Source organism: Companilactobacillus zhachilii, from assembly GCF_003606365.2.
Taxonomy (GTDB): Bacteria; Bacillota; Bacilli; order Lactobacillales; family Lactobacillaceae; genus Companilactobacillus; species Companilactobacillus zhachilii.
The window spans coordinates 1,311,527-1,330,951 of the sequence record NZ_CP031933.2; the positions used below are offsets into that span (position 1 = coordinate 1,311,527).

At 34.7% G+C, this 19,425-nt stretch carries 20 protein-coding genes; 17 read left to right on the top strand and 3 right to left on the bottom strand.

Annotated elements, in window-relative coordinates; genetic code table 11:
• Window positions 1–40: 40 nt before the first annotated feature.
• A complete protein-coding gene (locus D1B17_RS05955; RefSeq protein WP_276606960.1) occupies window positions 41–472 on the bottom strand; it encodes an iron-sulfur cluster biosynthesis family protein in 432 nt (143 codons plus the stop codon).
• A 244-nt stretch (window positions 473–716) separates the two neighbouring features.
• Here D1B17_RS05955 and D1B17_RS05960 point away from each other — a divergent pair, with 244 nt between their 5' ends.
• The 14 genes from D1B17_RS05960 (at window position 717) to D1B17_RS06020 (ending at window position 11,938) form a co-directional block, all read left to right on the top strand.
• Window positions 717–1,658 carry a LytTR family transcriptional regulator DNA-binding domain-containing protein gene (locus tag D1B17_RS05960; RefSeq protein ID WP_120142576.1) on the top strand — a complete coding sequence of 314 codons (942 nt, stop codon included), beginning with the start codon at window positions 717–719 and terminating at the stop codon, window positions 1,656–1,658.
• Window positions 1,659–1,738: 80 nt separating this feature from the next.
• Complete coding sequence (locus D1B17_RS05965; RefSeq protein ID WP_120142575.1) at window positions 1,739–2,461, top strand: hypothetical protein; 723 nt, start codon at window positions 1,739–1,741, stop codon at window positions 2,459–2,461.
• Window positions 2,462–2,479: 18 nt separating this feature from the next.
• The gene (locus D1B17_RS05970; protein ID WP_120142574.1) at window positions 2,480–2,761 is read left to right on the top strand and encodes a LasU family protein; all 282 of its coding nucleotides are present in this window, start codon (window positions 2,480–2,482) and stop codon (window positions 2,759–2,761) included.
• Window positions 2,762–2,776: 15 nt separating this feature from the next.
• Window positions 2,777–3,343 carry an aromatic acid exporter family protein gene (locus D1B17_RS05975; protein WP_120142573.1) on the top strand — a complete coding sequence of 189 codons (567 nt, stop codon included), beginning with the start codon at window positions 2,777–2,779 and terminating at the stop codon, window positions 3,341–3,343.
• 973 nt (window positions 3,344–4,316) lie between these two features.
• Entirely contained in the window at window positions 4,317–5,048 is a 732-nt protein-coding gene (locus D1B17_RS05980) for a sulfite exporter TauE/SafE family protein (RefSeq protein ID WP_205880157.1), read from the top strand.
• A 118-nt stretch (window positions 5,049–5,166) separates the two neighbouring features.
• Window positions 5,167–5,499: a bacteriocin immunity family protein gene (locus tag D1B17_RS05985; protein ID WP_120142571.1), complete on the top strand. Its 333-nt coding sequence runs from the start codon at window positions 5,167–5,169 to the stop codon at window positions 5,497–5,499.
• Between the two features lie 76 nt (window positions 5,500–5,575).
• Window positions 5,576–7,204: an ABC-F family ATP-binding cassette domain-containing protein gene (locus tag D1B17_RS05990; RefSeq protein WP_120142570.1), complete on the top strand. Its 1,629-nt coding sequence runs from the start codon at window positions 5,576–5,578 to the stop codon at window positions 7,202–7,204.
• A 184-nt stretch (window positions 7,205–7,388) separates the two neighbouring features.
• The gene (locus D1B17_RS12595) at window positions 7,389–7,532 is read left to right on the top strand and encodes a hypothetical protein (RefSeq protein ID WP_166806633.1); all 144 of its coding nucleotides are present in this window, start codon (window positions 7,389–7,391) and stop codon (window positions 7,530–7,532) included.
• A gap of 156 nt (window positions 7,533–7,688) precedes the next feature.
• Complete coding sequence (locus D1B17_RS05995; RefSeq protein WP_120142569.1) at window positions 7,689–8,858, top strand: RNA-guided endonuclease TnpB family protein; 1,170 nt, start codon at window positions 7,689–7,691, stop codon at window positions 8,856–8,858.
• A 93-nt stretch (window positions 8,859–8,951) separates the two neighbouring features.
• Window positions 8,952–9,308, top strand: a complete 357-nt coding sequence (locus D1B17_RS06000) for a VanZ family protein (RefSeq protein WP_120142568.1) — start codon at window positions 8,952–8,954, stop codon at window positions 9,306–9,308.
• A 268-nt stretch (window positions 9,309–9,576) separates the two neighbouring features.
• On the top strand, window positions 9,577–9,942 hold the full coding sequence (locus tag D1B17_RS06005) for a helix-turn-helix domain-containing protein (RefSeq protein WP_120142567.1): 366 nt from the start codon (window positions 9,577–9,579) through the stop codon (window positions 9,940–9,942).
• A gap of 105 nt (window positions 9,943–10,047) precedes the next feature.
• Complete coding sequence (locus D1B17_RS06010) at window positions 10,048–10,545, top strand: VanZ family protein (protein WP_120142566.1); 498 nt, start codon at window positions 10,048–10,050, stop codon at window positions 10,543–10,545.
• Window positions 10,546–10,659: 114 nt separating this feature from the next.
• On the top strand, window positions 10,660–11,352 hold the full coding sequence (locus tag D1B17_RS06015) for a YjjG family noncanonical pyrimidine nucleotidase (RefSeq protein WP_120142565.1): 693 nt from the start codon (window positions 10,660–10,662) through the stop codon (window positions 11,350–11,352).
• Between the two features lie 79 nt (window positions 11,353–11,431).
• The gene (locus tag D1B17_RS06020; protein ID WP_120142563.1) at window positions 11,432–11,938 is read left to right on the top strand and encodes a prolyl-tRNA synthetase associated domain-containing protein; all 507 of its coding nucleotides are present in this window, start codon (window positions 11,432–11,434) and stop codon (window positions 11,936–11,938) included.
• A gap of 92 nt (window positions 11,939–12,030) precedes the next feature.
• On the opposite strand, the gene D1B17_RS06025 is transcribed toward D1B17_RS06020, so the two are convergent.
• A complete protein-coding gene (locus tag D1B17_RS06025) occupies window positions 12,031–12,843 on the bottom strand; it encodes a Cof-type HAD-IIB family hydrolase (protein ID WP_120142562.1) in 813 nt (270 codons plus the stop codon).
• A 180-nt stretch (window positions 12,844–13,023) separates the two neighbouring features.
• Between D1B17_RS06025 and D1B17_RS06030 the strand changes: the two genes are divergently transcribed.
• The 3 genes from D1B17_RS06030 to D1B17_RS06040 all read left to right on the top strand — a co-directional run bounded on the left by D1B17_RS06030 (window position 13,024) and on the right by D1B17_RS06040 (window position 16,150).
• Window positions 13,024–13,686: an MmcQ/YjbR family DNA-binding protein gene (locus D1B17_RS06030; RefSeq protein WP_120142561.1), complete on the top strand. Its 663-nt coding sequence runs from the start codon at window positions 13,024–13,026 to the stop codon at window positions 13,684–13,686.
• Window positions 13,687–13,806: 120 nt separating this feature from the next.
• Window positions 13,807–14,571: an ABC transporter ATP-binding protein gene (locus D1B17_RS06035; RefSeq protein WP_120142560.1), complete on the top strand. Its 765-nt coding sequence runs from the start codon at window positions 13,807–13,809 to the stop codon at window positions 14,569–14,571.
• On the top strand, window positions 14,564–16,150 hold the full coding sequence (locus D1B17_RS06040; protein WP_120142559.1) for an ABC transporter permease: 1,587 nt from the start codon (window positions 14,564–14,566) through the stop codon (window positions 16,148–16,150). The genes D1B17_RS06035 and D1B17_RS06040 overlap by 8 nt, the downstream gene beginning before the upstream one ends.
• Before the next feature lie 82 nt (window positions 16,151–16,232).
• Here the strand turns inward: D1B17_RS06040 and D1B17_RS06045 are convergent, their stop codons facing one another.
• The gene (locus D1B17_RS06045) at window positions 16,233–19,004 is read right to left on the bottom strand and encodes a cation-translocating P-type ATPase (RefSeq protein ID WP_420868410.1); all 2,772 of its coding nucleotides are present in this window, start codon (window positions 19,002–19,004) and stop codon (window positions 16,233–16,235) included.
• Window positions 19,005–19,425 lie beyond the last annotated feature (421 nt).

Genomic DNA, 19,425 nt, shown 5'->3' on the forward strand with positions numbered 1-19,425 from the left:
TCATCAATTAATAAAGATGATTTTCTTATAGCTTTTTTGGTTAGCAGATTTGATCGCCCAAAGTTACCATCTTGTTGAGTCGATCTTTTTCACTTTCGGGACTAACATTGCGCCAATCGATAACGGATAAAGCGTTATCTAGAATACCGCTTTTGTCTTTTAAGGTTAAAGTACCGTGGTCAAAATCAACCGTTAACTGGTCACTAACTAAATATTTTTCGTAATCGGCCATTGTTAGATGATAATTGGCATTGTTTTGAATCGGAATAGTAAAATTATCATCCGGTTGATTTAAGATAATCAGTTGAAATTTGTCAGCTAAGGCACAAGTTGCACCAATACTGGAGTATTTATTTGAACCATCATCAGTTGTTAAAATGACAACGCTGTTGTTGGGGATTTTGTTCTCTAAGTAATCTAGTGCTGCGGGTTTGAAATTTGCTTCCATAATTAAAATCCTTTCGTATGACATATTTGATTTTCTAAAATTTGTTTGTGCAAAACTGATTTCTCGACTTAAATTTAGTGCTTATATCGGAGTGATGCAAATAATCTGCTCACATTAATTATATTCTACATATTAAATCATTAAGTGAGGAGTATCTGATGTAATATAAAAAAATTGGTGTTGAATATACTTTTAAATCGATTCTTTAGTGATTATTTTTGCTAAACTTTAAATAAGTAAAACAAATCAAAATAGGAGGAATCTAACAATGAATTTGGTGGAATTAAATGATGTGACCATTGCCAATAATTTGGTTCATTATTCTTTGAGTATTCAGCAATATGAGCGACTTGGTCTAGTGATGGATAATCAAGAAAGCCAGTTATTGTTAGATTTACTCTCGGGGAGAATTTTTCCCAGTTCAGGTAACTTTCAGCTTAATGCGGAGTTGATGTTCAAGAGAGATACTGATGGGATGTATGATGATTTGACTGTTAAAACATATCTGAAGTTATTCTTTGAATTAGCTAAAACTAGAATTGATTTGAAGCAGGTAATGGAAATATTTCATTTGGATTCAGAAATGAAAACTAAAATCAGCAATTTATCAGTGGATCAAAAAGAACGGTTACACTTGTTGCGAATCTATTTATTTCAGCCAAAGATTTTGTTACTGGAGAGTCCATTGCGTAAATTAACAAGTTCAGGTGCGAGGTTGTATTTGGAATTGGTGGAATATCTGCGGACTAAAGGAATCACAATCGTTGTTATGGCTTCTTCTTTGAATGAATTACAACAATTGAGCACTGTTTGTTATCGAATTAATAATAACCGCTTAGAAAAGATTGACTCATCAGCAACTAAAAATAATCTAAAAATTGTCAGTCGTCGTAATGAGCAAATCATTTATTTTGATGTTTCTGAGATAGATTTTATTGAAAGCATTAACGGTGTTACTAATTTATCAGTTGCTGGGAAATACTATCCGGTTAATTTTACTTTGAATGAAATGACGGCCAAATTAGTGTCAGAAGATTTCTTTAGATGTCATCGATCGTACATAGTTAATTTAAAAATGGTGCTGTCAATTGAGAATTATTCGAAAAATAGTTACACGATTATTCTTAAAAATCAGTCACGGACCGAGTTGCCTTTGTCGAGAACTAAGGTTACTGAAATTAAGCAACTATTAGGTACAATTCAGCGGTAAATAGCCACGATTCATGAAAAAAACATCTTTTTACAGATTTTTCGTTATATGATTTGACTGTACGAAAGGAGAGAACAGGGATGAACTTGTCGTTAAAAAATGTGTGGTTGATGTTCAAATTGCGAGCTATCTTAATCGTAAAGAATCCAACAATTGCGATGTTCCCATTATTAGCAATCGGTTACGTAGTCATTTTTAAAGGCATTGTCAGTGCTAATCGGGGTCCAGCAATGATTTGGATATTGAGCATGGCAATTTTGTTTAACACGGTTATGAGTGGCTTGATGTTTTCGACAATCCCCTTAGCAACTGAGAAAGAGAATAAAACCTTGTTTGTTTTACTAAACTCCCAAGTTACTAGCCGTGAGTATATGCTGGGAACGACGCTATTCAGTGTTTTGACCATCGTTATAACGGACATATTGGCAGTGTTGGTCAGTGAAATTTCTTGGCAGCAGTTACCATTTGGGGGATTTTTATTGTTAAGTATTGTTACGACGATTATCAGTTCATTGATAGGTGATTTTGTCGCAATAGTAGTATCAAGTCAAACCGTGGCAAGTTTCATAACTTTGCCATTAATGTTCATTTTTGCCATCATTCCGATGTTTAAATCGTTCAGCACTTTGGCTGCAAGAATATCTGATGCAACTTATTCTGGAATTATGATGAATTTCATGATTAAAAGCGTTGCAACGGGCAAAAATGGCTGGAGTCTCAGTGATATGATGCTGATGATAGTTTGGTTAATAGTAACATTGCTGTTCTTGTTAATTGCGTACCGGAAAAAGGGCCTGACCTAAGTAAATGAGGTATTGCTTATGAGAAAAATTGTGGAAACTGGACCGAGTATCATCTTCATATTGTTCTTTTTGACAGGGATGTATTTGAAGATGAATGGTCAATCATGGGTCAATAGTTTTGTTATCGGTATAACTGGTTTGAGCGTCTATTCGTTTGTAATAATCATGGTTGAAGGATTAGCCAGTGGTATGAGAATGGGAAAACATTTGGATTTTTCGAGCAAAGTATTCTATACGTTGCATGTCAGCTTATGGATTTTTTCGACTACTTTAGCGATATATTTAATGGCACATAATTAATGATGGAGGAATGTGATGATGAAATTTGATCAGAAAACAACTCTTCGCGTCGGCAATAAAGTTACTTGGAAACGAATAATTGGGACCATTATTGTCGTAATTTTAGTTAGTGCATTATTTACGGGATTTGGCTATCAACCCTTCTGGGTATTTTTGATTGTATTAGTTTTTGGTTTAACAGTTACTTTACCAGCTTGTTTTAATTCATATTGGGTGATTTACGATAATAGTCTAAAAATATTTAACTTTTCAAAAAATGATTTGATTAAGTTGGGGCAGTTATTAAGAATAAAAAAGATGGATATTAAACAGATTAATTATTCTGACATCAGAGAGGCTGAGTTTAAATATCAGAAAAAACAACGGGTTAGTCCTTTTGATATAAGTCATGATTTTTTCAAAATAAATTTTAAATTGAAGAATGGTCAGGTTATATCATTACCAATTGAGCCATCTTTGACAGCTAATTTAACAGACTTTCAGCGTTTGTTAGAGCGCAACGGAGTAAAAGTGACTGATTCGCAGCATATTATAAGTATTTTGAATAACGGTAATAGTCTCTTTGAACATTTTAATCAGTGAAATGAGAAACTTAAAAAATAGCCCCGGTAATCCATAAATAAGGTTGTCTCTCAATTTTGGTTATAGAATTGAAAATAAAAAAGGCTAGGTATCTCTTCTGGAAATCCAGAAAAATATCTAGCCTTTTGCTTACGTTCAATTTCAAATAATATAGCACTTTTTTATCGAATTAGTTAGTCACATCGTATTAAAAATAATAAATGTATTAGTCTCTGGGTGCAAGAAATGTTGGCAGCAGTGAAGGTGGCGCTGGCGCTTTAGCGCCTACACCACGGGACGAGTTTTGAAATTTGCGCACTTTGCGAAGTTCAAAATCGAGATTGGAGACCGCTCTCCGGATCCAATCGGTCCCCACAGCGCCAACATTTCTTGCACCCAGAGACGGCCAACTAGCCAAATTTAAGAAAGAACTCAAAATAGATTACTGGAGCTATTTGTCATAATTTCCGAAAATTGAATATATTTGCATTGGTAAAATAATCTAAATAAACAGGTGTCATTAGAATACAAACGATTGTTGCAAGTATAAGCGATTGCCACCAAAAGGGACGTAGGGGTAAAAATGCAACTATCAAGACCGAAAAATATTGAAGTGATAGGCGCCAAGGGTGTGTTTTGACTATGGTCCAATACTTTATTTGCCTATATTTTTTATAATCAATACGATTTTCAGTCCAAAACCAAGTTTGGGGAATGACAATTATCATTCCGTTGATGGCCATGATAATTCCTAGGAACCACTGTAAATAAATATTAAGATCATAAAATAAAAATTTGTTGGAAAAAATAGCCAAAATAAAAACAACAATTAGATAAAAAGAATGCTTTCGTAGATATGCCATTATTTACATCCTCCAAGTAAGTTTTCTAGTCTTCAATATAAGTATAAAACTAATGTAACCGCTTTAATAGGATGCTATGTGTAATTAACACTTGTTTTAAGGGTAATATAGTAGTCAGGAGGAATGATATTTTGGGTTGGATATTTTTAATGTTGTTTGCGGCTTTGATGGCAGGTTTTGTTCAAGGTGTGACCGGTTTTGGTTCCGGAATTATTATGATGATTTTTTTACCATATTTATTGCCGATTAATCAAAGTGCTGGGGTTTCCACTTTAACGATGATTGTGGCTAACATAATGGTAGTTTGGCATTATCGAAAATATTTGAAGTGGCAAAGACTGGTTTTGCCATTTATTATTTATATAACGACAGCTTTTTTTTCGGTGTATCTAAGTAAATCAATGGCGACAGGTCATTTGAAATTTTTGTTAGGATTATTGTTGGTGGTTTTAGCAACTTATTATTTGATTATGAGTATCCATTCAATTAAATTAAAGAGCATTCCAATATATGTGATGTTTGTTTTTGCCATTATTTCAGGATTCTTTAACGGTTTGTTTGGAATTGGTGGTCCGTTGATGGCCCTGTATTTTTTGACTATTGCTGATTCCAAAGAAAATTATTTGGCAAGTATTCAAACTTTTTTCCTAATTGATACTTTTTGTATCACGAGTATACGGTTTGCCAGTGGAATTTTAACATTAGTTAATTTGAAGTTTGTTTTTGTAGGTATTATAGGTGCAGTTGCTGGTACTATATTGGCAAATCACTTAGTTAAACATTTGAATTTAAAAATTATTAAATTGTGTATATATGGATTCATTGCTTTCAGTGGAATCTATTATTTAATAACTGCCATATAAGTCTCTCAAATCGAGGCTTATTTTTTTTAGAAAACTTGTCTTTTTTTGTGGTTAAAATTTTGGATATCGAATATATTATGGGTGGATTTTGACAATAAGAATATTAGAGGACAAGCTTATGAACAAGCAAGTTAAAAATAGAGTGCTTGAGGCGTTTATAGATGAGTTTCTAATTCGTTTGAGGGAAGTTGCTGCTGATCCAGCAATGAAGAAACGTCCTGATTTGGAAGCAATCGTTTATCAAGATATAAAGATATTGGAACAAACCGATAATTTAGACAAATTGGCTCCTAAAATGTTCCAACAAATTAGTAGCAGATATATCGAAGAGCCGGCTAATTTCCCTAAGTCGTTGATTGAATTGTATTATTGGGCTCGTGTAGAAACCAATAAATATGACGCCGTTGCTTGGAGTGATGTTCAGGCAGGTACCAATTGGTTGGAAAAGTGAAGAATATCATTGCGTATCATGACATTTCCCCGTATAATGCAAGCTAGACTACTTCGAAGAAATGAGGATTATATATTTGATTACTGTTACTGATGTTAGTTTGCACTTTGCTGATCGAAAATTATTCGAGGATGTAAATATTAAATTTGCACCAGGAAATTGTTATGGTTTGATTGGCGCTAATGGTGCCGGTAAATCAACTTTTCTAAAAGTTTTATCAGGTGAAATCAAACCTTCAACGGGTTCGGTTAAATTAGGACCTAATGAACGTTTGGCAACTTTAAAGCAAAACCACTTTGACTACGATGATTATACAGTTATGGAAACTGTCTTGATGGGTCACACTGACCTTTATAAAATCATGCAAGAAAAAGATGCTATTTATGCAAAACCAGACTTTAATGAAGAAGATGGCTTACGAGCTGCTGATTTGGAAACTAAGTTTGGTGAAATGGGTGGATGGGAAGCTGAAGGTGAAGCTTCTCAAATGCTTCAAGGCTTAAATATCCCTGAAAAATTACACCAAGTAAAGATGAACACTTTGACGGCTGGGCAAAAGATCAAGGTCTTGTTAGCTCAAGCACTCTTTGGTCAACCAGATGTATTATTATTAGATGAGCCAACTAATGGTTTGGATGTTGAATCAATTGATTGGTTGGAAGAATTTTTAATTAATTTTGAAAATACCGTTATCGTTGTTTCCCATGATAGATACTTCTTAAATAAAGTATGTACTTACATGGCTGACCTTGATTACAGCAAGATTCAACTTTATGCTGGTAATTATGATTTCTGGCAACAATCTTCTGAATTAGCTCAACAAATGAAACAAGATCAGAATTCTAAAAAAGAAGAAAAAATCAAGGAACTCCAAGACTTTATTGCCCGATTCTCGGCTAATGCTTCGAAATCAAAACAGGCAACTTCTCGTAAGAAGATGCTTGATAAGATTACGCTAGACGATATTCAACCAAGTTCAAGACGTTATCCATTTATCAAATTTGTGCCTAATCGTGATATTGGTAATGACTTATTGAAAGTTGATAATCTATCTGTAACTATCGATGGCAAACAAATTTTAAAGAATGTTAGTTTTATTCTTAACAAAGATGATAAGGTAGCATTTTTAGCTAAAGATGATATGAAGACAACGGCATTGTTCCGTGTCTTAGCAGGTGATTTGACTCCTGATTCAGGAACTATTACTTGGGGTGTAACAACCAGCCAAGCCTACTTACCTAAAGATTTTAATGCCATGTTTAATGAAGAGACACCAATTATTGATTGGTTACGTCAGTTTGCTGAAAAGGGTGAAGATGACGATACCTTCCTACGTGGTTTCTTAGGAAGAATGCTTTTCTCTGGTGATGATGTTACTAAGCATGTGGATGTCTTATCTGGTGGGGAAAAAGTGCGTGTTATGCTTTCAAAGATGATGTTATTGAAAGCTAATGTCTTAATGCTTGATGACCCAACTAACCATTTGGACTTGGAATCAATTACATCACTGAATGATGGTTTGATTGACTATAAAGGTTCAATTTTGTTTGCTTCACATGACCACCAGTTTATTCAAACCATTGCTAATCGTTTGGTTTACTTGACTGACAATGGTGTGGTTGATCGTGCTGATACAACTTATGATGAATTCAGACTGAACCCACAAGTTGAAAAGCAAATCGCTGAATTGGATAGTGAAGACTAATTATATAAAATTTGAAAAGTTCTAGGTAAAATTTTTTTACTTAGAGCTTTTTTTGTATTTTCTTCATATTTGACACAGAAAAATCGCATAATTTTAAGCTTCCTTAAATTTACTGATTGTAAGATCAAAGTATCAATTAAATAGTAAACAATTAAAAGTAAATTTTTCTAAAGGAGTGTTGCCTATGCGTTGGATGCCTTTATTTATTATTTGGACGTTGTCATTATTAAGTGGAATCTATTTGTTCAATAACATCAGAGAATTTAATCGACGTCGTGTGTCCTTAATTAGTTTGATTTATTTAACGTTTTTAGGAACCATTTTATAAAAGTTGCTAATTGAAAAAACTCGGTAATTCATTGCCGAGATGAATCAATGTCTCGAGCAACTTATTTTTTGAAATATATTTAAACAATAGTGCTTTTTAACCAACATAAATCCCCCATGATGATATGATTTAACCACATCGAGGGGAGGCGAACATATGACTCTTAAAGGAATTAAACTTCGGATATACCCTAATGAATTCCAAATTCAACATATCGAAATGAACTTTGGTTGTGTTCGCAAAGTTTGGAATTTGATGTTATCCATGCAAAAAGATAGATATGAGAATAATCCTGACTGTAAATTCGTATCAAACTTTGATATGAATATCCTTTTACCTCTTTTGAAGAAGGAATATCCTTACCTGAAACAGGTAGAGAGCACTAGTCTACAGTGTGTTAATAAAGATTTGTCAGAAGCATTCAAAAAATTCTTTGAAGAACATACTGGATATCCAAGATTTAAAAGTAGAAAATATTCTCGTCAAAGTTACCAATCAAAATATGTGAATCATAATATAAAACAAATTAACGATTCCTATATCAAACTTCCAAAACTTGGTGAAATGAAATTCAAGTGTGGTAGAGATATACCTGAGGTTATCAAGTCAGTTACCATTCGTAGGAGTCCAGCTGGTAAATATTACGCTATGTTGACAGTCGAAGACGAAAACCAAGCATTCGATAAAACACAAGCACAAGTTGGACTAGATATGGGTGTAGCTGATTTAATTATCACGTCAGACGCTATTAAGTTTCCAACTATTCGTTTTGATAAGCTCCTAGCTAAGAAGAAACTTAACTGGGAGCGTAAACTTGCTAGAAGACGATCACTTGCCGTCAAGGACAGAGCAAAAACTAAAAAGATTGGCTTAATTGAACCAAGGCCACTTGAAGACTATAAAAATGTTCAAAAGGCTAAACGGATGGTTGCTAAATATTCAGAAAAAGTTGCTAGTCAACGTAGAGACTATATCCATAAGATAACTACAAAACTTGTACAAGATTATGATGTTATAACGATTGAAGATTTGAAATCCAGCAATATGTTAAAGAATCATAATCTAGCTAGAGTGATTGCCAATCAATCGTGGAGAATGATTAGGACAATGCTTGAATACAAGTGTGAGTGGTATGGCAAAAAGTTAGTCGTTGTGAATCCCTTCAAAACGAGTCAATACTGTGCCGAATGTGGGTATGACGATGGTAAACATGAATTGAATATTCGCCAATGGATATGTCCAAATTGCAATTCGAACAATGACCGTGATATCAATGCAAGCAAAAACATACTCAAGAAAGGCTTGGAACAAGCCTTAGTAAAATAGCTATGACCAATGCCAAAAGGTTGAAATACCTGGCGGTAAGTCAAGTGTTCCTAGAAGCTCGGTACTTTAGTGCCGAGTAGTTCACTTACACCTATGTCGTTTACTGGTACGAAAGTTTACATCATGCCAGCCGGAATTGGTAGCGTAAATTTATCTCGTATTACTTATGATTTAGGATTTATTGAAAATATTGCGTTGACCGTACCACTCGGTTTTCTAATAAAACGAGCATTTTCAAATATCTCATTAATTTCGATGGTGCCGATTGGTTTGATGACTGGGGCTGCGATTGAAACAATGCAATATTATTTGTCACATGTATTCTTGATCAATCGAACGAGTGACATAAGCGATGTAGTTGCCAATGGTATCGGTATCGTGGTTGGTTCAGTGTTGGTATTAGTTTATCGGTATGTTTATGAGCAAAAATTATTGGAAAAATGGATGTAAAGAAGCGTTATGGATAAAATTCTGTAATGCTTTTTTGTTGGTCATGCTTATAACGGCGTTTCAATGAATTGAACAATGTTTGTTTAAAGAAACATCACGCAACTTCAAATAAGTTGATGTATCAGTATTTAATTAGCAGGTTGTATGCTTTTAGTTGCGCAAATTTTACTTTCTTCGTTACATAACCGATTAAAGTTTTGCTTGTTCAAATACAGAATGTATAACAGAATAGAGTTAAAGATTAATTACTAATGAAGAGGGGATAATAATGACAGAGTTCGCAAAGCAATTAAAAATGTATCGAACTGATCGTGGAGTTACCCAGGATGAATTAGCAGGAAAACTTTTTGTTACTAGACAAGCTATTTCAAAATGGGAGGCTGGTGAATCAACGCCAGATTTAAATAACTTGGTAAAATTAACAGAAATTTTTAATGTAGGATTGGATGAGCTGGTTTTTGGAATTAAGAATCAAACTCAAATTGATAATGATGAATTTGTTCTTGACCCGAAAACCCATACATATGTCCGACGTTATGGAAAGATGAACTTTTGGGATTATATCAATGAGAATTGGTGGGTAATCATTGCTATTGGTACTATTATTATTACTGCGGCGAGTCTTTTTAGCTGAATACGGATTAATTTCGGTATTCTTCACAAAAAAGTCTAACTTTCTTCGTTTTGTTCAAACCAAAAGGATGTATGATTGGTGTAACAATTAAAAAGGAGCGATTAGATGCGCTGGGTACCTTTATTGATTATATTGAGTCTATCGTTCTTAAGCGGACTTTATATTCTTGGTAATGTCGATGATACAAATCATCGCAAAGTGTTATTAGTTAGATTAGCTTACTTAACTTTTCTGGGAGCAATCTTATTTTCACCGTTATCCTTCACTGGAACCGCCGTTTACATTATGCCGGCCGGAATAGGAAGAGTTAACTTAAGATATATTTATATCGGTTTAGGTTTCATTGAAAATATTATTTTGACAATTCCATTAGGATTTCTGATTAAACGTATTTTCCAAAATATGTCTTTTATTTCAATCGTACCACTGGGATTTATGACTGGGGCAGTGTTTGAAATAGTCCAGTATTATTTGTCACACGTATTCTTTATTAATCGGATCAGTGATATTAATGATGTTCTGGCTAATGGTATTGGTATCATTGTTGGAGCGATTGTGGCGGTAATGTATAGTCATTTTTTTGAAAGAAAACAGTATGCTTAGTAAAAAAGATTGGGTTTGATAAAACATCAAAACTCAATCTTTTTTTGGTAGCTACAATAGTGATAGTTGTAGTAAAGTTTAAAATAGTTAATTTAACATGATGGGGAATTTGTGATGATAAAATACATGATTTTTGACTTAGATGATACTGTTTTAGATTTTCATCGAGGTGAAATGGAATATATTGATGAAATTTTTAATCAGCAAGGTGTTTCTGACATTTCTGCGGCAAAAAGTGAGTATTTAAAACTTAACAAGAAAATTTGGGAGAATATTGAGGCAGGTGCTAAACCACAGCCACTATTGAACACGCGTTTTTCCAAAACTTTATCGTTGTTTGGTATTGAGGCTGACGGTGTACAATTAGAGGCTCAGTATCGAAATATGTTAAATCATAATTTTTATACAATTCCTGGAGCAAATGATTTATTAACCCGTTTACAAAAATTGGGTATTACATTATTTGTTGGGACCAATGGAGTTAAAAAGACACAAATAGAGCGACTACACGGATCCGGTTTAGATAAATACTTTGCTGAATATTTCATTTCTGAAGATATTGGTTATTCTAAGCCCAATGCTAAATTTTTCTCCCCTATGTTTAAAAGGATTTCTGATTTAACATCTGAAAACACAGTAATGGTAGGTGATCGTTTGCAGTCAGATATTTTGGGAGCTAGTAGAGCTGGGTTACAGAGTATCTGGTTTAATCCTAATAAGCACAATAATAAATCTGAAATTCAACCCACCTATACAGTTGACAGTTACCAGCAGTTATATAAACTTATTGCTCAAAAATTAAACTAATACAATTACGTGTGTGTTCCTTTTAAATATGGTGCCGTATACTATATATAAAATAATTAATATAGGCGGAGGGATAAGAATGTATCCAGCTAAGCAAGTCGAAGAAGCTTTAGAGAAGATGGATATTAAGTATCAAATAGTTCATCATCCGGTAGCGCATACAACTGAAGAAGCTGATAATTTCATTGAAGGAATCGAAGGTGTTCGTACTAAAACAATGTTTTTGACTAACAAGAAAAAGACAGAATGTTATTTGTTAGTAATGGACGATGCTAAACGATTAAACTTTCATCAGTTCGAGGAATTGACCGGAGCTAAGCGTCCCAAAATGGGGCATGATGACCTGCTATTTGAAAAGCTTGGTTTGGAGCCGGGAATCGTATCTATTTTCGGATTGTTGAATAATAAAGATCACGACGTGAAAGTTTATTTTGACAAAGCAATTTTGAGTGAGAAACGAATGAGTTTTCATCCTAATATCAATACAAGGACCATTTTTGTTGACAGTGACGATGTCTTACAATTTGTTAAGAATTTGGGATATGATTATCAGATTCTTGAGTTAGAAGAAGATAAGGAATTTTAAATGAATATAATTTTAAAAAGGTTTCCACCTAAAGCAAAAGAGAGCAGCAATCTAAAATTGGATTGTTGCTCTCTTTTGCTTTAATTTATTACTTAAATTTCTAAAAACTTTTCAATGGCATTACCGACACCGTCGTGATTGTTATCAGTTGTTATATAATCACAGACTGCTTTTGAGCCAGCAGTGGCATTGCCCATAGCAACACCAGTTCCGGCAACTTTTAACATTGGGATGTCATTATCACGGTCACCAATAGTCATTACTTCTTGTAGGTCGATGCCAAGTTTGTTAGCTAGAAAGGCCACTGCATTGCCCTTATTAACTCGATTGGGGAAAATTTCTAAATAGCCGACACCTGTTCGAACGACGAAATAGTCCGCAAATGAGTCTTTAATGAAGTTAGTGATTTCATCTAGCTTTGTTTCATCACCATTGATGACGGCTTTAGTAATTTCAAAGTTGGTTGATAAGTCTTCGGGCTTTCTGATGTGGAGACCGTCATTATTTTCAAAGGCCATTGCAACGGTATATTGATTGATATTGTAATTATTACTTGTATAGATGTTGCCGTGAACGTCAAAGACACAGTACGATAAATCGTTAGTCTCAGTAAAAGCTACGAAATTCCGATAAAATTCGTTAGAAAGGGTCTTTTGCATAATAAATTCACCATGCATATTTTCAATAATTGCGCCGCCATTAGTGATCATATACTGGTCCGAACCTTTGATATTCAGCTTATCAGCGTATTTGATCATAGCTTTGTGGGGACGGCCTGAACAAAGGACAATCTTAACGTCTTCAGCCAGTGCCTGGGAAATCATTAGTCTATTTTTGGTGGAAATATTTTTTTGATCATCTAACAAAGTATCGTCGATATCAATTGCGATTAATTTATAGTTCATAGTGCCTCCAAGAATGTGATTTTAACAAAATCAATATAATCAAAAATCTTATTTGAAACAAGAAAATAATTAAACTAATTGAATTTTTATTTGTGGTTATCGCTTGACTAGCTTTTTTGAAGTAGTCTAAGTGTATTGCTAGTGTTTGCTATAATGGCTATATAATTGGGGGACAAGCTCATGGCGATGGTAACTTTTAAGAACAGTAAGGTAAATTTTGGTAAATTAACAAAGTTTGGATTTATTAAGCATGATAATGAATATATTTATCAGGTACCAATTGTGAATCAACAATTTCAAATGACAGTTGTCGTGAATCAAAAGGGACAACTTGATACTAAGGTTGTCGATGTGGAAACTAAAACAGAATATGTTTTACACTTGCAGCCTAATCTAACTGGAAAATTTGTAAAACGGGTTGCTAATGAATATCAAGCGGTTCTTGATGAAATTAAGGCAAATTGTTTTGATTCAGATATTTTTAAAACACCGCAGTCAAAAAAAGTAATTGCTCATGTCACTTCAACATTTGGAGATAATTTAGAGTTTCTTTGGAAAAATTTTCCTCAATATGCAATTTGGCGAAGAAATGATACTAAAAAATGGTATGCATTGTTACTAAATGTTCCTAAGTCAAAGCTAGGTCTTGATTCTGATGAGATAGTTACCGTCATGGATTTCCATGGTCAACCGGATGAAATTGTAAAATTGGTAGATAATCAAAAATATTTTACCGGTTATCACATGAATAAACATAGTTGGTACACGATAATTCTAGATGGTAGTGTAAATAATCAAGAAATTTTTGAACGTCTACAAGTAAGTTATGGTTTAGCAAAATAAATTAATTTGCTTGTCAACTTCAAACTAAAAATTATTTTATAAATATTTTCCTAGTATACAAAGTTATTGATACTATATCTGTTACGATTATTTATACAGATTATTAAACGGGGTGCTTATATGATTGAAATTAGCGATTTATCGAAGAATTATGGAACAAAACAAGCATTACAGCATTTAACTTTGCAAATTAAGCCGGGAGAAATTTTTGGCTTTCTCGGTCATAATGGTGCCGGAAAATCAACGACCATTAAAAATTTGGTTAGTATTATTGAACCGACGAGTGGCTCGATTACGGTGGATGGTTTAGATTTAGCAGAACATCGTCAAGAAATTAAACAAAAAATCGCTTATGTGCCAGATACGCCAGATATATTTTTACAATTAACGGCGATGGAATACTGGAACCTATTGTCCTCGGCCTATGAATTAGCGGAAAAAGATGTTCAAGCACGTCGTAATAAATTAGTTGCACTATTTAATATGGCAGAACATGTTGATGAGACGATGGCAAGTTTTTCACATGGTATGCGTCAAAAAGCTGTTTTAATTGGAGCGTTGTTATCTGATCCTGATATTTGGATTTTGGATGAACCAATGCAAGGTTTGGATCCACAAGCTGCTTATGATTTGAAACAATTGATGAAGGCTCATGCTCAAAAAGGGAAAACGGTCATTTTTTCAACTCATAATTTGGATACGGCTCAGCAATTATGTGATGAATTAGCCATCTTGAAAACAGGTAAATTAATTTATAATGGTTCGGTTCAAGATTTATTAGCTCAGCATGCCGGAAAATCGCTTGAAGAAATTTATTTAGAGATGGCCGGTCGTCAGGGTGATAGCCATTTAGTTGATGATATTGAAGGTGATACCCATGAATAAAAAACAATTGGGTACCTTGATGGCTGTAAATTTGCGATTGTTGAATCCTCAAGTAACAGACCGTTATCGAAAAAAGGGAAAGACTGGTGCTAGTTTAACCAGGAAACTCTGGTTTCAATTCCTAATTAACGGCGCAATCTTTCTATTGATTTATGGAATGACGATGATATCAGTTGATTTCAGCAAGTTACCAGGGATGTTCACTTTTTACGTGGCTATTTTTATCTTGCTGGCTATTTCGCAGAGTATTTCGGGAATCTATAATATTTTCTTTGCGGGCAAAGATTTGAATAGTTATTTACCGTTGCCGTTTCGCCAAAAAGAGATATTTCTCAGTAAAATTTTAGTGGTGTCGTTCAACGTTATTCCGTTTTCTTTACCACTTTTCGTAGTTTTTATCTTATTAGGATGGCGTTCTGGGATGATGATTCCATTGGCAATTCTAATGTCACTAGTTGTTTATTTATTGTTAATGGCCGTTATTTTTATGCTCTGTTCTTTGATAGTTTTTGCATTAACCAAAACCAAACTATTTCGTGAGCACCAAAATTTAGTCATGAATATTTTGACGGGTGTCACTCTAGCAGTTGTTCTTGGCGGAATTTATTTGATTAATGGTGGCAATTCCAGTTCCACAGATGGAATGATTGATCGTCCAGTAATATTATTTTTAATGCCGATATTCGATTTATTTAAGCAACCAATTTCTTTAGCAAGTGGCTTTTCATGGTTAGGATTGTTGGGATTAACAGTAATTCTGGTTATTTTATTAAAACAGTTGGTTTTACCAAAAATAAGTGAGCAGTTAACATCAGTCAATACAGCTATGTTAAGCAATTCACATCAACGGTCAAGTAGCAAACGCCATGGTTTAAACGCTGACTTAGATGCATATAATCGACAGTTGTTAAAAGAACCAAACCTAATGTTACAAGTAATTATGAATTCAATTATGGTGCCAGTTATTTTTATTTTTTCGTTTGCTTTTGCAAAAGTTCCAAACGGGTTGGGACTTGAGTGGTTGGGCGTCTTTTTTGTGGGTGGATTAGCTTTTAGTACGATTACAGTCAATCCTGCAGCTCTAGTGGCAAACCTAATTTCTTTAGATCGAGCTAACTTGGAGTTTGTTCGGTCTTTGCCCATTTCAATGCGGCGTTACTTGCAAAGAAAATTTTTATTGGGTTATGAAATTCAATTGCTAGTCAATTTGTTGATGGTAGTTATTATTTCTATAATTATTAAAGCAGGTTTATTGATGAGTTTATCATTGATTTTCGGTACTATACTGGGAACCTATTTTGTTAGTTTGCATTATTTTAGACGTGATTACCGTTTGCGAATTACGAATTGGACTAATGTAACGGAGCTGTTTAATCGCGGTGGTGGAAACTTAGGGATGATGGCAACCATGTTTGCGACCTTGATAATAGGCGTTATTTTAATTGTCGGATACAGTATGATAATTATCATGACACCGTTTGCCCTTATAATTAATACGATTGTAGCCATTTTAGTAATTACAGTTTCGGTTTTGATTTTTAGACATTATCAAACAACTTTTTGGGAACGATTTGATTGAGAAATATATCTTCACTAGTAGATAAAATAGCATCTATAGAAAATTAATTTTCTGTAGATGCTATTTTTAATCTGTCTTTAAATCAGATGGTTTGTTGATGATTCTTTCTGACGAACAGTTTTCTTAATTCTTCAATCAAGAAATTTGGGATAGGTATGATAATTAAGAAAATCCAATCTTTAACTTGTAAAGGTGCGGTATTGAAGACTGATTGAATGCCTGGTGTGTAAACCAGAATTGCTAAAAGTGCAATTTCAAAGATGATACCGGCCCAGATACGATGGTTACTAAATAAACCTAGCTTGAAGACTGAAGTGTATTTACTCCGACAATTTAAGGCTGCAGCAATTTGACAGAAGATGATTGCTGCTAAGGTCATGGTTGTTGCTCTGTTATAGCCAATGCCTGAAGCAAGTAGGTTTTGAGCGGGCCAACCATTTTCTATATTGACGAAGAAGTAGGAAAGTGTTGACACGAGTGAGGCAATGGCACCATACCAAGCAAACGCCGTTAAAATTAGATGCTTATCTAGTAAGTGTGAATTACGTGAGCGTGGGGCTTGATTCATAATACCTGGCTCAGGTTGTTCTGAACCTAATCCTAAAGCTGGTAACATGTCAGTCCCCAAATCAACAACTAGTATTTGGAGAACCGTCAATGGCAATGGTATTAAGCCACGACTGAGTAAGAATAAAACTGATGGTATAGCTTCAGGAACATTTGAATTGAAAATATAAAGCAAGAACTTTTGGATATTGCTATAGACAGTTCGACCTTCTTCGATAGCGGCAACGATTGAAGCAAAATTATCATCAGTCAAAATCATGTCAGCGGCGTCCTTAGCAACATCAGTACCAGTAACGCCCATAGCTACACCAATATTAGCTTTTTTCAAAGCAGGGGCATCATTGACACCGTCACCGGTTGAAGCAACGATTTGACCCATTTTTTGTAAGGTCGAAACAATTTTATATTTTTGTTCAGGAGCAACACGGGCAAAAATAATTTCTCCCTTAAGAGCCTCAGTTAAAGCTTGAGAATTCATTTCATCGAGTTCTGTACCGGTAACAACACGAGCTTTATCACTAGTGATACCAATCTTTACGGCAATTGACTTAGCTGTGATTTCACTATCCCCAGTGACCATAATAATTTTGATTTTAGCATCATGACATTTTTTAACCGCATCGTAAATTTCCGGACGTGGAGGATCAGCCATGACAGTTAAACCGACGAATGCTAAGTCTTGTTCAGTGTTGGTAATCGTCATTTTATCAAGCTGACTTTTATCAGTGTATGGAATTTCTTTGTAAGCAAAGGCAAGTGAACGAAGTCCCTTGGTAGCGTACATTTTATTAGCCTGACTGATAGCAGTTAAGTCTTCTGGATTAATTTTACGAATATTGCCATGATCTTGAATGGTAGTGCATTGTTTTAATAAATCGCTCAATGATCCCTTAACCGCTACGAATAATTTTTGATTTTGCTGATGAATTGTCGTCATCCGTTTACGGTCAGAATCGAATGGTAATTCCTTTAATCGAGGACTATTTTTTAAAGCTTTTTCGACAGGGAAACCAGCCTTTTGTGCCAAAATAACTAGAGCGGCTTCAGTTGGTGTACCGAGAATTTTAGGTTTGTGTGTATCCTTGGTATATTCAACTGAGGTGTCATTGTTAAAACTCGCAATGGTTAAGAGCTGTTTTAAGTCAGGGTCATTGTTGAAATCAATGTTTTGTTGCTGTTTTTGGATTTTACCGTTATTGATATAACCTTGACCAGAAACAGTGTAAACTCCAGATGGTAACCAAACATGGTTAACCGTCATCTGATTTTGGGTCAAAGTACCAGTTTTATCAGAACAGATAACGGTCGTTTCTCCCAAAGTTTCAACACTATTTAGATCTTTGACTAAGGCATGTTTTTTAGCCATTCGTTGAACACCTTGAGCTAAGGACAAAGTAACCGTGGGTAGGAGTCCCTCGGGAATAAAGGCCACAATCATACCTAAGGCAAAGATGAATGATTGAGCGACGGGATGATGGACGATTAAAATAGCCGCGATGAAAAAGGCTAAGCCAATACCCATCGCAATCAGTGAGATTTGTTTGGTTAAACGATTTAATTCAGTTTGAAGGGGACTGACTTCTTTATTTTGTTTTTGTGTCAAAGAAGCAATCTTGCCAAATTCAGTGTGCATACCAGTTGCAATAGCCACAGCCTTAGCATCACCAGCTCCGACCGTGGTACCGGCATAAACTAAATCCGACTCGGAAAATTTGCCCTCACCGGATAAAAATTTAACATCCTTTGATTCGGGAACCGTTTCGCCAGTTAAAGCTGACTGGTCAACTTGGACAGAAGTTGCTTCAAGTAAACGAGCATCAACAGGGACTGAATTTCCAGCTTGGAGGGTGAAGATATCACCAGGAACTAGTTCATTGGCGTTTATTTGTTCAATCTTTTGGTCCCGATAAACTCGAGTATATGTAGGTAACATCGCCATTAATGAATCGGTAGCTTTGGCGGCTTTATGTTCTTGCCAGAAGCTGAAAATACCATTGATGATATTAACAAGCCAAATTGCGATACCTAGCTCTAAAGAACCAGTAACCATAGCGATAAAGCCACTGACCCAAAGAAGAATTGCCATTAAGCTCATAAAGTTTTTCAGAAAAACCATGATTTGAGATTTTTGTCGACTATGATTAATGGTATTAGGACCATAAGTTTTCTGCCGTTTAGAGGCTTCCGCTTGTGATAGTCCAGTAGGCGTGGTTTTTAAATTGTTAAGCAGTTGTTTAATTGGTTCTGTTGCGTAATTTTCTGTCTGAATGTTTTTCATATTTTTCACCATCTTTTTTGAAACATAACAATAGAATAATGAAAATAGACTTGGGTTGAGGAATTTTCATCACATTCATCAAAATATATTATAAAGCTGATTATTAATTATGAATAAGACAATTACGTTTATTTATATAAATATGCCGCCTACAAGAGCAAGAAATTTAGGTCGCTATGGGGACCGACTTGAGCCAAGGTCTCAAGTCTCGATTTTGAGCCTTACTGAGAACCGTAAGTCTCAAAAGTCGTCCCGTGGTGTAAGCGCTGAAGCGCCAACGCCACCTGCACAGCGACCTAAATTTCTTGCTCTTTCCGGCTGGTTTGTTCTTTGTTTTTAGTTAGGGATATAAAAATGATTAAAGTTCATCCTCAAGGTTCTTTCTCAATTCTGATTATAGAATACAATAAAAAAAGCTAGATATGCTTTC

What these genes read in the sequence shown, in the direction of transcription:
- D1B17_RS06035 (WP_120142560.1), top strand. Translation starts at nt 13,807, where the DNA reads ATGATTGAAATTAGCGATTTATCGAAGAATTATGGAACAAAACAAGCA.
- D1B17_RS06005 (WP_120142567.1), top strand. Translation starts at nt 9,577, where the DNA reads ATGACAGAGTTCGCAAAGCAATTAAAAATGTATCGAACTGATCGTGGA.
- D1B17_RS12595 (WP_166806633.1), top strand. Translation starts at nt 7,389, where the DNA reads ATGCGTTGGATGCCTTTATTTATTATTTGGACGTTGTCATTATTAAGT.
- D1B17_RS06020 (WP_120142563.1), top strand. Translation starts at nt 11,432, where the DNA reads ATGTATCCAGCTAAGCAAGTCGAAGAAGCTTTAGAGAAGATGGATATT.
- D1B17_RS06025 (WP_120142562.1), bottom strand. Translation starts at nt 12,843, where the DNA reads ATGAACTATAAATTAATCGCAATTGATATCGACGATACTTTGTTAGAT.
- D1B17_RS05970 (WP_120142574.1), top strand. Translation starts at nt 2,480, where the DNA reads ATGAGAAAAATTGTGGAAACTGGACCGAGTATCATCTTCATATTGTTC.
- D1B17_RS05975 (WP_120142573.1), top strand. Translation starts at nt 2,777, where the DNA reads ATGATGAAATTTGATCAGAAAACAACTCTTCGCGTCGGCAATAAAGTT.
- D1B17_RS06040 (WP_120142559.1), top strand. Translation starts at nt 14,564, where the DNA reads ATGAATAAAAAACAATTGGGTACCTTGATGGCTGTAAATTTGCGATTG.
- D1B17_RS05965 (WP_120142575.1), top strand. Translation starts at nt 1,739, where the DNA reads ATGAACTTGTCGTTAAAAAATGTGTGGTTGATGTTCAAATTGCGAGCT.
- D1B17_RS06010 (WP_120142566.1), top strand. Translation starts at nt 10,048, where the DNA reads ATGCGCTGGGTACCTTTATTGATTATATTGAGTCTATCGTTCTTAAGC.
- D1B17_RS05955 (WP_276606960.1), bottom strand. Translation starts at nt 472, where the DNA reads ATGTCATACGAAAGGATTTTAATTATGGAAGCAAATTTCAAACCCGCA.
- D1B17_RS05995 (WP_120142569.1), top strand. Translation starts at nt 7,689, where the DNA reads ATGACTCTTAAAGGAATTAAACTTCGGATATACCCTAATGAATTCCAA.
- D1B17_RS06015 (WP_120142565.1), top strand. Translation starts at nt 10,660, where the DNA reads ATGATAAAATACATGATTTTTGACTTAGATGATACTGTTTTAGATTTT.
- D1B17_RS05985 (WP_120142571.1), top strand. Translation starts at nt 5,167, where the DNA reads ATGAACAAGCAAGTTAAAAATAGAGTGCTTGAGGCGTTTATAGATGAG.
- D1B17_RS06000 (WP_120142568.1), top strand. Translation starts at nt 8,952, where the DNA reads ATGTCGTTTACTGGTACGAAAGTTTACATCATGCCAGCCGGAATTGGT.
- D1B17_RS06030 (WP_120142561.1), top strand. Translation starts at nt 13,024, where the DNA reads ATGGCGATGGTAACTTTTAAGAACAGTAAGGTAAATTTTGGTAAATTA.
- D1B17_RS05960 (WP_120142576.1), top strand. Translation starts at nt 717, where the DNA reads ATGAATTTGGTGGAATTAAATGATGTGACCATTGCCAATAATTTGGTT.